This window comes from Gemmata obscuriglobus, assembly GCF_008065095.1.
Classification (GTDB): Bacteria; Planctomycetota; Planctomycetia; order Gemmatales; family Gemmataceae; genus Gemmata; species Gemmata obscuriglobus.
Map to the genome: position 1 here is coordinate 3,965,759 of NZ_CP042911.1, position 15,033 is coordinate 3,980,791.

The 15,033-nt window shown below is 69.2% G+C and carries 5 protein-coding genes; 1 reads left to right on the forward strand and 4 read right to left on the reverse strand.

Features of this window, described 5'->3' with window-relative positions:
• Window positions 1-59: 59 nt before the first annotated feature.
• Window positions 60-3,623 carry an efflux RND transporter permease subunit gene (locus GobsT_RS16515; protein ID WP_010045124.1) on the reverse strand — a complete coding sequence of 1,188 codons (3,564 nt, stop codon included), beginning with the start codon at window positions 3,621-3,623 and terminating at the stop codon, window positions 60-62.
• A 156-nt stretch (window positions 3,624-3,779) separates the two neighbouring features.
• Window positions 3,780-5,021 (reverse strand): efflux RND transporter periplasmic adaptor subunit, encoded by a 1,242-nt coding sequence (locus GobsT_RS16520; protein WP_010045125.1) that lies wholly within the window; start codon window positions 5,019-5,021, stop codon window positions 3,780-3,782.
• A gap of 368 nt (window positions 5,022-5,389) precedes the next feature.
• Here GobsT_RS16520 and GobsT_RS16525 point away from each other — a divergent pair, with 368 nt between their 5' ends.
• Entirely contained in the window at window positions 5,390-8,923 is a 3,534-nt protein-coding gene (locus tag GobsT_RS16525; RefSeq protein WP_109571056.1) for a tubulin-like doman-containing protein, read from the forward strand.
• Window positions 8,924-9,071: 148 nt separating this feature from the next.
• On the opposite strand, the gene ftsH is transcribed toward GobsT_RS16525, so the two are convergent.
• Both ftsH and GobsT_RS37825 read right to left on the reverse strand, forming a co-directional pair.
• Entirely contained in the window at window positions 9,072-11,153 is a 2,082-nt protein-coding gene (ftsH, locus tag GobsT_RS16530; protein WP_010050096.1) for an ATP-dependent zinc metalloprotease FtsH, read from the reverse strand.
• A gap of 340 nt (window positions 11,154-11,493) precedes the next feature.
• Window positions 11,494-14,787, reverse strand: a complete 3,294-nt coding sequence (locus tag GobsT_RS37825; RefSeq protein ID WP_010050094.1) for a helix-hairpin-helix domain-containing protein — start codon at window positions 14,785-14,787, stop codon at window positions 11,494-11,496.
• Window positions 14,788-15,033 lie beyond the last annotated feature (246 nt).

Here is a 15,033-nt window from a genome sequence, read left to right on the forward strand (position 1 = left end):
ACCGCCGCCGCGTTCTCCATTCAGCCAGCGTTCGGCGGCGTGGGCGGATTCGTTTCGCTTTAGGGTGCCGGGGCCGGCGCCCCGGGCGGGTTCGGCCCGCCCGCCCCGGGTGGGGTTTGCGCGTCGGCAGGCGGCTTCGCCGTTTCGCCCCCGACGAGCCAGCGCTCGATCAGGTAGTAGAACACCGGCGTTAACGCGAGCCCGAAGAAGGTCACCCCGAGCATCCCGCTGAACACCGCGATGCCGAGCGTGCGTCGCATCTCGGCTCCGGCACCTTCGGCCAGCACGAGCGGCACCACGCCAAGAATGAACGCGAAGCTGGTCATCACGATCGGCCGCAGCCGGAGCCGTACCGACTCCAGGATCGCCTCACGCAGCCCCTTACCCTCGTGCCGCTGCTGTTCAGCGAACTCCACGATCAGAATGGCGTTCTTGCACGCCAGCCCGACCAGCACCACGAACCCGATCTGCGTGAAGATGTTGATCTCCGGTGCCACCGCCGGCACCAGCAGCGCGAAGCCGTAAATCCCGCCGATCGCCGACAGGATGCACATCGGCACCACGAGGATGATGGCGAACGGGAGGGACCAACTGTTGTACAACCCGGCCAGCACCAGGTACACGAGTACCACCGCGCCCATGAACGCGTAAATCGCGGTGCTCCCTTCCTGGTTCTGAAGGAACGAGATGTCGGTCCACTCGTACCCCGTCTGGCTGGACATCGAACGCTCCGCGGCCTCGGTCACCAGTTGGATGCCGGTGCCGGTACTCGTACCGGGGGCCAGGTTCCCGTTCACCGCCGCGGCCGGGAACGTGTTGTACCGCTGGATCACCACCGGCCCGGTGACGTCCTGGATCTTCGCGACCGACCCCAGCGGCACCATCTCGCCGCGGTCGTTCCGGACGCGGAGGTTGCGGATGGTGTCGGCGCTCATGCGGTACGGCGCGTCCGCCTGGGCGGTCACCTGCCAGTTGCGCCCGAACCGGTTGAAGTCGTTCACATACGTCCCGCCGAGGTACACCTGGAGCGTGGCGAACACGTCGGCCAGCGGGACGCCCATCTGCCGGCACCGCACGCGGTCCACGTCGACGAACAGTTGTGGCACGTTGGCCCGGTACACGGTGAACGACGCCCCCAGCGCCGGGTTCTGGTTGATCTCGCGGATGAGCGCGTTAGTCTCGCGCTGGAGCCCCTCCGGCCCGAGGTCGCCGCGGTCTTCCACCATGATCCGGTATCCGCCAGCGGAGCCCAGGCCCCGCACCGGGGGCGGCGGTAGGATCAGTACCTGCGCGTCCTGTACCTCGCGGAGGATCTTCGCGTTCAGGTCGCGCAGGATCATGAATCCGTTACGCGAGATGTCCCCCTTGCGCGCCTCGAACGGCTCCAGGATCACGAACATGGTGCCAAAGTTCGACCCGGTCGCTCCTAACACGAACGACTGGCCCGTCACCGTGAGCGTGTTCGACACCCCGGGCTGCGCGCGAACGATGTCGTCGATCCGCTGCATCACCGCGCGGCTGCGCTGCGCCGACGCTGCGTCCGGGAGCTGCACCGACACGAGCAAGTAGCCTTGGTCCTGCGGCGGGATGTAGCCCGTGGGAGTGCGCGCGAACCCGGTGTACGTCAGCGCGAGCAGCCCGGCGTAAATGGCCAAGACGATCAGGGCACCGCGCAAAAGCTGGCGGACGGCCCAGGTGTAGCCGTGTGCGGTCTTGTCGAACCCGCGGTTGAATAGCGCGTAGAACCGCCGCAGGAGTGCGTTCGCCCGCGGCCCGACGAGCCAGCCCACGACCGCACCGGGGATCATGTACAGGGCGTGCGCCCCGATCCACTGCGCCCACAGCTTCACGCTGGTCGGGTTGAGGGCCAGCGCGGGCGTCTGCGGCGGCACCAGCCGGAGCGGGCCGAACAGCGCGACTAGCAGCCTGTAGCCCGCGTAACCGATCAGAAGCGCCCAACCCCACCGCGGGAGCGTTTCCGTCGTCTCGTGCGCGGTCTTCTCGCGCCCGCGGAAGATCGCCGCCGCCCGCGACGGGGTCAGTGTCATCGCGTTCAGTGCCGAAATCATCATCGCCACAGAGATCGTCAGCGCGAACTGGCGGAAGAACTGCCCCGTCACCCCGCCCAGGAACGCGCTCGGGAGGAACACGCTGCTGAGCACCAGCGTGATCGCAATGATCGGCCCCGTGATTTCGGACATCGCCTTCAATGTGGCGTCGCGGGCGTTCAGACCCTGCGCGATCCACCGCTCCACGTTCTCCAGCACCACGATGGCGTCGTCCACCACAATGCCGATGGCCAGCACCAGCCCGAACAGGGTGAGGTTGTTGAGCGAGAACCCGAACACGTACATCACCGCCAGCGTGCCCACCAGCGACACCGGCACGTCGATCATCGGCAGGATCATCGCTCGCCAGTCCTGCAGGAACAGCAGCACCACGATCGCGACCAGCAGCGTGGCGTCGAAGAGCGTGTTGTACACCTCTTCCACCGACTGCTCGATGAACGGGGTGGTGTCGTACCGCACCGCCACCTCGACGCCCGGCGGGAACCGCTTCTTAAGCTGCTCGATCTTGGCCTTCACCCGGTCGGCCACGTCGAGCGCGTTGGCGCCGGGCAGCGCGAAGATCGCGAGCCCTACCGAAGCCTTCCCGTCCAGGGTGTTCGTGATGTCCTGGGTGCGGGCCGTTAGCTCCACGCGGGCCACGTCCCCCAGGCGCACGATGGGCCGCAGCAGGGCGTCGGACGGCGGCGCGGGCGTCGGACTGGTCGGGACGGCGGACATACCACCGTTAGTCGCACTGGCGGAGTCCCCGCCGGTTGAGGCGGAGCCGGCCTGCGACGAGGCGGTGGCCCCGGACTTGACCACGATGTTGCGGAACTGTTCGACCGTTTCGAGCCGCCCGAGCGCGTTGAGCGTGTACTGGAACGCCACCCCGGGCGTTGCCGGCTCGGCCCCCACCCGACCGGCCGCGACCTGCACGTTCTGCTCGCGCATCGCGTTCACCACGTCCGACGCCGAGAGGCTGTTGGCGGCGAGCTTGTCCGGGTCCAGCCAGGCCTTCATGCTGTAGTCCTGCTGCCCGAACACGGTCACGTCGCCGACGCCCTCAATGCGCGCGATCTCGTCGCGCACCTGCACCGTGGCGAAGTTCGACAGGTACAACTGGTCCCGCGAGTCGTCCGGCGAGAAGAGGTTGGCGATGAGCAGGATGTCGGGGGTGCGTTTGCGCACCACGACGCCCTGGCGCTGCACCTCTTCGGGCAGCAGCGGCGTGGCCTGCTGGACGCGGTTCTGCACGAGCACCTGAGCCATGTTCAGGTCGGTGCCGAGGGCGAACGTGACGGTGAGCGAGTAGGAACCGTCGTTCCCGGAGTTGGAAGACATGTACAGCATGCCCTCGACCCCGTTCACCTGCAACTCAATCGGGGCGGCGACGCTGTTGGACACCACCTGCGCGTTCGCGCCGGGGTACGTACACGACACCGTGACGGTGGGCGGCGCGACCTCGGGGTACTGCGCGATCGGCAGCCGAAACAGTGCCGCGAGCCCGAACAACAGAATGATGAGCGATATGACCCAGGCGAGCACCGGCCGGTCGATGAACACGCGCGCGAACATGGGCACTCGGAGTTATGAGGCAGGCGGGGTTCGTTTCGGGTGGTCGGCTCATTCCGCTTCACGGTGCGGCGCGTACGTCCGACCCCTTTCCCGCAAGGGAGAGGGCCAGACGCTCGCGTGCCGTCGACCGTTCCGCCCAGCTACGGGAACTCGCGGTCACTTCGACTTGGGCGGATCGGTCGCGCTCCCGCTCGCCCCGGGCGGCGCCCCTGGTCCCGCGTTGCCGGTTGGCGCACTGGGCTGGGCCGCCGGATCTGGTCGCGGCTTGATCTCACCGGGTTGGGGATCGATTTCCATATCCGGCTGAATGCGTGCCAGGCCGTTGATGATGACCCGATCCGCCGGCGCCAGCCCTTCGACGACCCGCAACCCCATCGACTGCGGCCCGAGCTTGACGTGCTTCACCGCGACGCGGTTGTTCGGGCCGACCACGTACACCACCCGCTCCGCCTGGTCGCTCTGAACCGCGTCGTCGGGGATCAGCGTCGCTTCCGTCGCGGTTTTCAGCGGGATGCGGCCGCGCACGAACAGACCGGGACGGAGCAGCCGCGGCGCCGGGTTCGGGAACGTGCCTCGAATCTGAAGGGTGCCGGTCGAAGGGCTCAGCTCGGAGCTGGCGAAGTCGATCGTGCCCTTGTGCGGGTAGCCGGTTTCGTCGCGCAACTGGATCTCGACCGGCGGGCCGGTGCCCGGTGCCGATGACACCCGCCCCTCGCGCTGCGCCCGCCGGAGGTACGCGAGCACCGTTTGCTCATCAACCGTGAAGTACGCGTAGGTCGGGTCTACAGTGGTCACCCGGGTCAGCACGGTGCCCGATCCGGTGCCGCCAGTGACCACGTTCCCCTCGTTCACGAAGATGCGGTCCACGCGCCCGTCGAAGGGGGCAACGATGGTGGTGTACGAGAGGTTCAGCTTCGCCTGTTCGACGTCCTTTTGGCTCTTCTCGACGTTGGCCTTCGACACGAGCAGGTTGGCCCGCGCCTGGTCGTACTCTTCCTTGCTGGCGGCTCCGGCCATAAGCGTCTTGTTGACCCGCGCCTCGTTCGCGGCCGCCTGCTCCCGCTGCGCCTCCGCGCTTTTGACCCCGGCTTCGGCCAGGCCGAGTGCGACCTGGAACGGCTCGGGGTCTATCTCGATCAGCCTCGCTCCGGCCTTGACCTCGGCCCCTTCCTGGAACAGCACCTTCTGAACGTATCCGTTCACCCGCGCACGAATGTCGGCCGTTTTGACCGCCGCCAGCGTGCCGGTCAGTTCCGTGAACTCGGTCACGGGACGCACGAGCGGGGCGGCGACGGTAACCTTGGGCGGCCCGACATCCTTGGACTGTGCGGGCGGCTTCTTGTTACACCCCAGCGCCGACAACCCGACAACGAGTGCGAACAGGGGCAACAGACGCATCTGCGTACTCCAATAACCACCCGGCTCCGGCGGTACGCCGTCCGACAGTAGCAGCGCGCGTGCCGAAAACCGAAACGGGTAACTCACGACGGGAATACCAGACGCGCCCACGAACTGAGCGTGATGGCGCGGCGTCGCGGGCATGGGGCCGGTCGCATCCGGCCACCCGCACCAATCAGCGGCAACAACGTTCGCGCGCGTGCCCGTGGCTTAATGATCCGATTTCTGGCCGAATTTTGACTTCGCCTCAGTTCGATCGGCCGACTGGACTTCTGGCGGGGAGTGACTTACGGTTCAACCGGGAATTTTCATGGAACGCGCAGCCGGGACGGTCCGTCCGCCGACCGGGTTACAGGGCACCCCAAGCTATGAACTGGCTCCGCGAGCCCGACGGCGAACCGCTGCCCGGATACCGGCTCCTCGAACCCATCGGCACCGGCGGGTTCGGCGAGGTGTGGAAGTGCATCGCCCCGGGGGGCATCCAGAAGGCAATCAAGTTCGTATACGGCAACCTCCACGCGCTCGACGGCGACGACGCCCGCGCGGTCCAGGAGATGAAGGCGCTCGAGCGCGTCAAGCAGGTGCGCCACCCGTTCGTGTGCCAGATCGACCGCATTGAGGACGTCGGCGGCGAGCTGGTCATCGTGATGGAGCTGGCCGACCGCAACCTGCACGAGTGCCTGGTCGAGTACCAGGAGGCGGGCCGGCCCGGCGTCCCGCGCGACATCCTGCTCGGCTTCCTCGACGACGCGGCCGTCGGTCTGGACCACCTGATCGAAAAGCACAACCTCCAGCACCTGGACGTGAAGCCGCGCAACCTGTTCATGGTTGCGGACCGCGTGAAGGTGGCCGACTTCGGGCTCGTGAAGCAGCTCGAGCGGTCCAGCTCGTCGGGGCTGATGGGCGGCGTCACCCCCATTTACGCCGCGCCGGAAACGTTCCAGAACAAGATCAGCAAGCACTCGGACCAGTACAGCCTCGCCATCGTGTACGTCGAGCTGCTGACCGGCAAGCGGCCGTTTCCGGGCAAGAACATCCGGCAGCTCGCGCTCCAGCACATGAGCGAACCGCCGGACCTGTCGATGCTGCCCGACGCGGACCGCCCGGTGGTCGCCCGCGCGCTGTCGAAGAACCCGGACGAGCGGTGGCCCAGTTGCACCGCGTTCGTCCGCGCGCTGGGCACCCGCGACCCGAACGGGAGCGGGTCCGGCAGCGGCGTCCGCGAGCCCGGGGCGTGGGCGAAGGCCGGCCGCACGGTCCACGACGTGGACCTCACCCCGCCGGCGGCGCCGCGGGGCGGGGGCGGGCGGGCGGCCGTACTCGACCGGCCCGCGCCCCAGTCGGCCGGGGCCGAGCCGGACTCGGATATCGACGAGGAGCACCTGCTCGGCGCCACCGCGCCGCAACGGGAGGTGGGGGTGCTGCGCCCCACCATCCTCATCGGGGTGGGCAGCTTCGGGCGGCGGGCGCTGCAGGAACTCCGGTGCCGGCTCACCGACCGCGTCGGCGACGTGGTCCAGGTGCCGTGCTTCCGGTTCCTGTACGTCGACTGCGACCCCGACGCGGTGACGAAGGCGGTCAGCGCCCCGCCGGACGTGGCGCTGGGCACCGACGAGGTGTTCCCGGTGCCGCTCCAGCCGGTCACTCAGTACCGGCGGCGCCAGCTCGAACAGATCCTGGACTGGCTGCCGCGGGAGAAGCTGTACGCGATCCCGCGGAGCCTCCACGCGGGCGGCTCGCGCGCCCTCGGCCGGCTCGCGTTCTGCGACAACTACCTCCGCTTCGTCACCCGCCTGCGGCGCGAGCTGCAGATCGCCACGCACCCCGAGTCGCTGTCCCAGTCGTCCGACCAGACCGGGCTGCAGGTGCGGGACAACACGCCGCAGGTGTACGTGTTCGCCAGCGCCGCCGGCGGGTCCGGGGGCATGCTCATCGACCTGGGGTACGCGGTGCGCCGGGTGCTTGCCCGGGTCACCCCGGCCGAGACCCAGGTGACCGCGTTCGTGTACGCGTCCGCGCCCAACGACCCCAGCATGTCGGACCAGGAGCTGGCGAACCTGTACGCCGCCGTCACCGAGCTGAACCACTACGCCGACCCGGACGTGCAGTTCGTCGCGCACTACGGCGGCCCGGAGGGGCCGAAGGTCGAGAGCCAGGGGCTCCCGTTCACCGCCACCTACCTGATGCCCATGCCGGAGCGCACGGCCGGCGCCTTCCGGGACTGTCTGTCGCACCTCGCCGGGTACGTGTCGCACGACATGACCACCCCGCTGGGGCCGGCGCTGCAGCAGATGCGCACCCGGCCGGTCGGGTTCGACCGCAGCCCGTTCCGCTCGTTCGGCACCTACGGGGTCTGGTTCCCGCGCGGGCTGCTGCTCCGCGCCGCCGCGCAGAAGATCTGCGTGGGCCTGCTCCGGGAGTGGAAATCCGACGCCAACCCGCTCGACCCGACCTCCGTTCAGCACACGGTGAACCGTGCGACCGCCGACCCGCGGCTGAAGCCCGACGCGGTCCGCGGGCAGCTCGAGCAGGAGGCCGTGCGCGGCCAGGAGGGCGGCCCGGGCGACCAGATCGAGCGCTGGCTCAACGGGCTGGAGGCCCAGCTCAACTCGACCGGGCGGCGGCCGGACGCCGCGGCGTGGTCGCGCGCCGTGTGGGAGCAGGCCCGCGACCTCATCGGGCTGCGCCCGCCCGGCGAGCAGGACAGCTCTGTCCGCAGGAGCCGCACGTCGAAGGTGTGGGACGAGGCGGTGAAGCGCGTCGCCGAGATGTGGGGCAACGAGTTCGAGGCGGTGGTGCGGCCGCTGGAGGAGCTGCCCGGGCGCCGGCTCGGCGCGATCGGCTCGGCGCTGCGGCGGCTGGCGGTGGTGTGCGGCGAGTGGGCCACCGCCGCGGACGCCCGCACCCAGCAGCTCGAGGTGAAGTCCCGCCAAGTGCGGGCCGACGTGCAGGCCGCGCTCGATGTGTGCCAGGCGGGCAGCGGCACGTTCAGCTTCTTCGGCGGCCGGTCTGGTCGCAGCATGCGGCACTTCCTGGACCAGCTCCGGGCGTTCACCCGAATCCGGCTCCAGGAGGACCTGGCGGACGCGACCGCCAAGTTCTACCGCGCGCTGCGCACGAAGGTGGACGAGCGGGTCAGTGAGCTGGGGTACTGCCGCACCCGGCTGGACGTGCTGCTCGCCACCCTGGAGTGCCCGATCGCGAACCTGCCTGTGTCCTCGGACACCCCCGTGGCGGCGATGTCCGAGGAAGCACTTCAGCAGACGCTGCATCCCACGAACACACTCAACGTGGTGCTGCCGTCGGGCGAGACGCATCTCGACCGGTCCGCGCGGCGGGTTGTCAAGTCGATGAAGCCGGACGACGTGCTGCGGCTGGAGATCGCGCTCCAGAAGCTGGTGCTGGAGCCGCGCGGCGGGCTGACCGCGCTGTGCCTACTGAACGCCGACATGAGCCGCACCCTCGTGGCCCCCATCGTCGAGCAGACGACGGCGTTCCTGAGCGAGTTGCTGCCCGTCACGGACGTGACGGAGGTGGAAGTGTCCACGTCGCGGGCGCGGAAGGCGGACCTGCCGACGCGGATCCGCGACTACTATGCCCGCGCCGTCCCGCCGTGCGGCTCGGACGCGGGGGCGCAGTCGTTCGTGCTCGTTCCCGACAGCGAGTCCGGAAAGGCGTTCGCGGGGCTGGTCAAGAAGGCCGTCCCGAGCGCCCTGATGATTCCGGTGAGCGGGTCCGCGACGGACCTGATGTTCTGCCGCGAGCGCACCAACCTGCTGCCGACGGAACTGGCCGAGTTGCTGGCCGTGTGCCAGCCGGCCTATTACCAGTCGCTGGCCGCACCACAAACCGCCCCGCACGCCCGCTTCGATGTGACCGAATGGCTGCCATTAAGCGAGTAGCCGAAGAGTCTCAGGTCCACAAATCTTGTGTGGTCTCAGGTCCACAAGTCGCAAGTCCCAAGTCGGAGGCACTGATTGCGGCCTTCGACTTGGGACTTGCGACTTGTGGACCTGAGACCACTCAAGATTTGTGGACCTGAGACTGCGATCACGCTCCGCCGAACGCGAGGCCCGGTTTGGGCGGAACCTCTGGCGTGATGGTCGGTTCCGGCTGCGGCACCGGCGCGGCGGCGACCGGTTTCGGCGTTTCCGGACGCAGGTCCGCCACGGACACGCCGTTCATCAGCTTCTCCACCTCCGCCCGGTCGATCTCCTCGTGCAGCAGCAGGGCGTCGGCCAGCAGGTCGAGCTTGTCGCGGTGCGTCTTCACCAGTTCCGTCGCCCGGTTCTCGGCGTCGCTGAGGATGCGCTGGATCTCCTCGTCGATCAGCCGCGCGGTGCCCTCGCTGTACGCCCGGGACTCCGTGATCTCCTTGCCCAGGAAGACGTGCTCCTCGCCCTGCTGGTGGTACACCGGGCCGACCCGGTCGCTCATGCCGAACTGGGTGACCATCACCCGGGCGACGCGGGTCGCCTGCTTGAGGTCGCCCACCGCCCCCGAGAGCGGCTCGCCGAGCACCAGCTTATCCGCGGCCCGCCCGCCCATCGACATCACCAGCATCGCGCTCAGCTCGCTCTGCGAGTAGTCCACCCGCTCCTCGTCCTGCTGGAACATCGTCACCCCGCCGGCGCGGCCGCGCGGGATGATGGACACCCGGTCCAGCGCCTGCATCCCGGACGGCATCAGGTATGCGCACAGGGCGTGCCCGGCCTCGTGGTACGCGGTGCGCCGCTTCTCCTTATCCGAGTACGGCTCCTCGCGCTGGCTGCCGAGCCGGACGCGGTCCGCCGCGCGGTCGAAGTCGATCTGCTCGATCTTGTTGCGGCCCGCCCGCACAGCGAGCAGCGCCGCCTCGTTGCACAGGTTCTTCAGTTCGGCTCCGCTCATGCCCACCATGCTGCGGGCGATCCGCTCCAGGTCCGCCTTGTCCGACAGCGGCTTGTTCCGGGTGTGGACCTTCAGGATCTCGAGCCGGCCCTTCCACGACTGCCGGTCCACGGTGATGTGCCGGTCGAACCGGCCCGGGCGCAGGAGCGCGGCGTCGAGCACGTCCGGGCGGTTGGTCGCGGCCATCACGATGACCGTTTCCGACGGCTGGAACCCGTCCATCTCGCTCAGGATCTGGTTGAGCGTCTGCTCCCGCTCGTCGGACCCGCCCCCGTACCCGGCGCCGCGCATCCGGCCCACGGCGTCGATCTCGTCAATGAAGATGACGCACGGCGAGTGCTCCTTCGCGGTGCGGAACATGTCCCGCACGCGCGACGCGCCCACCCCGACGAACATCTGGATGAACTCGCTGCCGCTGATGGCGAAGAACGGCACGTTGGCCTCGCCCGCGACGGCCTTGGCGAGCAGCGTCTTGCCGGTGCCCGGGGGGCCGACCAGCAGCACCCCCTTCGGCACGGTGGCGCCGACGCGGGTGAACTTCGCAGGGTCCTTGAGGTAGTCGACCATCTCGGTCAGCTCGCGCTTGGCCGACTCCATGCCGGCCACGTCCTCGAACGTGACCCGGCCCTTGCCCTTTTCGTACCGCTTCGCGGGGCTGCGGATGTAGTTGTTGATGAACCCGCCGCCCATCGGGTCGCGGAGCCGCGGCAGGAAGAACACCACGAACACCATGACCAGGCCGAAGACGATGAGGAGCTGCAGCAGGAGCGGCCCGAGCCACGGGGTCGGCTCGTCGCGGCGGTTGATGACCACCCGCTCCGGTTCGGCCTGGCTGGGGGCGGCCTTCTTCAGTTCCTCGCGGTACTTCTGGTCCGCCTTCTCGATCTCGGCGGTGAGGGGGCGCTGGTCGTTCGAGTGCGGCAGGTTGACCGCGAACCGCCCGGTCTTGCCCAGCTCGAGCTTCTTGGCGGCGGCGGAATCCGGGTCCCGGACCTCGCCCTCGGCCCGGTCCGGCCCGAGCAGCGTGACCGACTTCAGTTGCCCGGAGTCCATCAGGTCGCGGAACTTCGAGTAGTCGATCTCGCGCGCGTTGTTTTTGAACGCGATGAACGCGAACGCGATCACGCCGAGCACGACCAGTGCGATCCACCCGCCGGGCAAGAGCGGGTTAGCACGCCTCGTGCCGGGCTGCGACCCGCCGGGGCCGCTGCTGTTCGGGGTCGGGTCGTTCGGCTCGGCCATCGTATGCCCTCAAGCGCGAGAGGAGAGCCCGCGCGGCGCGGTTCGGAATGTGAGGTATTGTACGGCGGATCGTGAGGGGAAGTGAACTCTTCGCGCCAAACCTCGTTCGGCGCGGAACACCCCGTGTGGCCACACTCAGGCCATACGTGAGAAATTACGTTATCCGACCTAACGACACAATTAGAGCAGGCGAGTAGTAGTTGCAATTACCCGTAGAAGCTGCTGACCTTTTCTTCCGATCGAGTCACTTGCCGCTCCCACCAGATCCAAATTGACGGTTCGGGATCGTGGCACTGGGCTCCGGTCGTGGCGCTATGAACGCCACGACCGGGTGTGGCCGTCACGCTTGCCCGCCTTCTTCCTGCTTCGGTTCTTCGGGCTTCGTTTCCTGAGCCTTCGGCTCCTCCTTCGGGGCCTCCGGCTTCTTCTCGGGCTCCGGCGGCTTGAAAAACGCCAGAAGCTCACCGAAGGTGTTGAGCGCAGCCTTGCCGGCCTTCTTCTCGGGCGTCAAGTTCGGCAGCGGCTTCGGCTTGCCGGGCTTCTTCGGCGGCTCGGGCGGTGCGGCCTCTTGGGGCTGGGGGGGCGTCACGTTCGGTGCCGGGGTGCGGTTGCCGTACCGCTGCTGCCCCTGGCCCGCGCCCGCCCCTTGCCGCGGCTGGAACCCGCCCTGACGTTGGGGCGGCCGGTACCCGCCGCGGTCCTCGCGCGGTGCGGGTCGCTCTTGCGCGGGTTGCGGCGCCGGCTGCGGGCGCGGCGGCCGTTCGCCCCGGGGCTCGCGCGGCGGGGCGTCGGGGCGCCCCCCGCGGCCGCGGTCGGGCTGGCGCCGCTCCTGCCCCGGCTGGATCATGGAGAGCGAGATCTTCTTCTCGCCCGCCTTCACCTCCATCACCCACACCGTCACCACGTCGCCCACCGACACCACGTCGTACGGCGACTTGATGTAGCGGTTGGCCATCTGGCTGATGTGAACCAACCCGCTCTCCTTCAAGCCGATGTCCACGAACGCCCCGAACGGCACCACGTTCAGCACGGTGCCCTTCAGCTCCATGCCCTGGGTGATGTCCTCCAGGCGGAGTACGCCGGTCTTGAAGATCGGCGGCGGCAGGTCCTCGCGCGGGTCGCGGCCGGGGCGCGCCAGCGACGCGAAGATGTCGTCCAGCGTCGGCTCGCCGGCGCCCAGCTTGGCCGCCATCTCGGGCAGGTCGGTCGCGTTCAGCTTCGCCCGCAGCTCCTGCACCTTCTCCCGGCTGCGGAGGTCGTCCGGGGTGAACCCGAAGTCCGCGAGCGCCTTGCGGGCGACCTCGTAGCTCTCCGGGTGGATCCAGGTGCTGTCGAGCGGGTCCGCGCCGTCCGGCAGCTTGAGGAACCCGGCCGCCTGGGTGAACCGCTTCTCGCCCAGACCCGGCACCTGAAGGAGTTGCTCGCGGTTCGCGAACGGCCCGTTCTTCTCGCGGTAGTTCACGATCTCGCGGGCGACGAGCTGGTTCAGGCCCGACACGTGCCGCAGCAGGGGCACGCTGGCGGTGTTGAGGTCCACCCCGACCTGGTTCACGCTCGACTCGATGACCCCTTCGAGCGACTCCTTGAGGAACTTCGGCTTCACGTCGTGCTGGTACAGCCCGACGCCGATGTGCTGCGGGTCGATCTTCACCAGTTCCGCGAGCGGGTCCTGTAGCCGGCGGCCGATGCTGATGGTGCCGCGGGTGGTAGCGTCGAGGTCCGGGAACTCCTCGCGGGCCACGGGGCTGGCGGAGTAGTCGCTGGCGCCGGCCTCGATCACGATGACGTAGGCGAGGTCGGCGGGCGCCTCCGGCAGCCCGTCGAGCGAGATCGGCGGGGCCGCGGGGGGCGGGGGGGGCGCCACCGGCACGGACGCGGTGACCGGCGCCCCGGTGGTGAGCGTCTCGCCGGCGGCCGGCGGCGTCTCAACGTGCGTCGCGGCCGGGGCCAGCGGCGCGGTCCCGTCCGGGGTCAGCGACACCGACAGCGTCAGCGACTCGCTCGGGAGCGTCGGGGCGTCCGAATCCAGGGTGACCGCGGCCGGCGCCGGCGCCGCTTCGGCGGGCACCGGAACGGCCTCGGCGGCCACCGGCGCGGGCGCCGGCGTGTCGCTCGACACGGTGACCGACTGCGGCGCCTCGGGAACCGGGTTCAGCCGCCGGTGGACGAACTCGGCGATCAGGTCGGCGACCAGTTGTTCGCTGTCGCGGCACCCGGTCCCGTTGCCGATCGCGATGACCGAGATCTGGTACTTGCGGATGAGCTGCTCGAGCTTCCGCTTGGCATCGCCGGCCTGCTTCTGGTTGTGCGGGTAGATGACCGCGTCTTCGAGCAGCTTGCCGGTCTCGTCGAGGGCGGCGAGCTTGCACCCGGTCCGGATCCCCGGGTCGATCGCGAGCACCTTTTTGCCCCGGAGGGGCGGCTGGAGCAGCAGGCTGCGGAGGTTCTTGGCGAACACCATCACCGCGTGCTCTTGCGCGCGGTCCGTCAGCTCCCGGCGCACCTCGCGCTCGAGGCTCGGCCGCAGCAGCCGCTCGAGCGCGTCCTTGGCGACCTCGAGCAAGAGCCCGCGGTGCGGGTGCTCGGCGAGGTTCAGGTGGTAGGTGGTGATCTCCAGCCCGCGCACCGGGTCGGTGTCGACCCGCACCTTGAGCACGTTCCCCTTCTCGCCGCGGTTGATGGCCAGCACGCGGTGCGGCGGGATCTCCTTCACCGGCTCGCGGAAGTCGAAGTACGGCTCGTACTCCTTCCCTTTGCCCTCCGCGACGCTCTCGTTGCGGACCGACACCAGCACGCCGGTGTCCCAGGTGAAGGCGCGGAGCGGCCCGCGCACGTCGGCGCTGTCGGCGACCATGTCCGCGAGGATGTTGCGGACGCCGGCCATCACGTCGTCGGTGTTTAGCAGCCACTTGTCGGGGTCGACGAGCCCCTGCACCACCTCGTCGAGCTTCTCGACGGCGGGGTCGCGGTGGAAGATGGCCTCGGCCAGCGGCCCGAGCCCTTTCTCGCGGGCCTCGGTGGCGAGCGACTTCTTTTTCGGCTTGAACGGCAGGTACAGGTCTTCGAGCCGCTTCGGCGACTCGGCGCCCAGCACCGCCCGCACGAGGTCGTCGTTCAGCTTGCCCTGGAACGCGATGCTCTTGAGGATGGTGCGCTTGCGGTCGGTCAGCGCGCGGAGCGCCGCGACCCGGTCCTGGATGCGGCGGATGACGTCCTCGTTCAGCCCGCCGGTCCGCTCCTTGCGGTACCGGGTGATGAACGGCACCGTGTTGTCGTCGTCGAGCAACTGGACCACGGCCTCGACCTGCGCCTTGCGGATCTGCAGATCCTGCGCGATCCGCGAGAGGTCGTGCGGCTGCGGCGAGGGCGGCACCTCGGGAACGGGCTGAGCGGGTTCGCGCGAGGGCGGCGGCGGCGCGACCTCTTCCGGCACGGCGTCGGCGGCCGCGGCGTCCGCGGCCCCTTCGACCACCGGCGCCGCGCCTTCGGGCGCGGTAATCTCGCCGGCCGGCGGCGCCGGTTCGGCGGACGCGACCGGCGCCGTTTCGGCGTCACCCGGTGTTGCGGTTGGCGTTTCGGGCAGCGGTGCGGTCGGCGAGTCAGACGCGTTCGAGGTCGGGTCGGACGGGGTCATGTTGCGAGCGTCCTGGGGACAGCGGGGCGGCTCCGGCGGCGGAGTCGGGACGATTCACCCGCCACGCGGGTTCGCGCGGCGGGCCGGTTCGCGCCTGAAGAAAACGAGGCGTTCACGGGAAATGATTACGGGCGGGTCCGAGGTGCGTCAAGGAACCCGTGACCGAACCGTCGGGCAAAGTGTGAAACGCGTCGGCCGTTCCGCGCTTCACGGCGCGCGTCAGTTCGGGTCCAACCCGACTTCAAT